Source organism: Streptomyces xiaopingdaonensis (assembly GCF_000262345.1).
GTDB classification, from domain to species: domain Bacteria; phylum Actinomycetota; class Actinomycetes; order Streptomycetales; family Streptomycetaceae; genus Streptomyces; species Streptomyces xiaopingdaonensis.
The window spans coordinates 1-781 of record NZ_AJTQ01000189.1; the positions used below are offsets into that span (position 1 = coordinate 1).

Here is a 781-nt window from a genome sequence, read left to right on the forward strand (position 1 = left end):
CCGTGTGCCGCAGCGGGCACGAGAATCGGGCTGGCGGCGGTCGCGTCGATCGGAAGCGGCGCGGCTCAGAAGAGGTTCCGGCCGACCGTCCACGCCACGGCGGCCCCGACGAGGAGGTACCAGGAACGGTCGCGCCAACGCGGGCGCCAGCGACGGCCCTTGAGTCCCTCGGCGCCCCAGCGGAGCAGCAGCCACAGCGGTATCGGGGCGGCGAGGAGGAGCGCAGGGTTGTCGTGCCAGGCTGCCGCGAGGTCGCCGTGGAGCAGGTCGTACGCCATGCGGGTGCCGCCGCACGCGGGGCAGAGCAGGCCCGTGACGGCGCGGAACGGGCAGGCGGGCAGCAGGTTTCCGGGCTCGTGCGGGTCGGTGGTGTACAGGTACGCGGCGCCCGCCACCCCTGCGGCGAGGACCGCGAGCGGTGCGGCCGCAGGGTGGCGCAGGGGCGGCGGGACGGCGCGCGGCCGGACGCTCAGCACGGGCGTGCCGGGCGCGGGGGAGGTGCCGCGTCAACCGCGCAGGACACGGCCGTTGCTGTCCGTCTTGTCCTCGCTGATGAGCAGGAGGATGCCGTCGATCAGCGACCAGAGGCCGAGGCCGCCGCAGGTGAAGATCTGCGCCACGCCTATGCCGACGCTGCCTATGTAGAACCTGCCAATACCGAAGGTTCCGAGGAAGAGTTGGAGGACCCCGGCGACGATCTTCGACTTGTCGGAGTACGGCCGCCCGTACGGGTCGAAACCGTACGGCGCGTCGAACTGGTAGCCGTGCTGCGGCGGGGCGT

General features: G+C 72.9%; 2 protein-coding genes. Both read right to left on the reverse strand.

Translation table 11 applies throughout. From position 1 onward, the window contains the following. Positions 1-65: 65 nt before the first annotated feature. Complete coding sequence (locus tag UWG_RS0115650) at positions 66-476, reverse strand: DUF2752 domain-containing protein (protein ID WP_016908166.1); 411 nt, start codon at positions 474-476, stop codon at positions 66-68. A 30-nt stretch (positions 477-506) separates the two neighbouring features. Continuing rightward, positions 507-781, reverse strand: a 275-nt coding sequence (locus UWG_RS0115655; RefSeq protein WP_016908167.1) for a TM2 domain-containing protein, incomplete at its 5' end; no start/stop codon positions are given.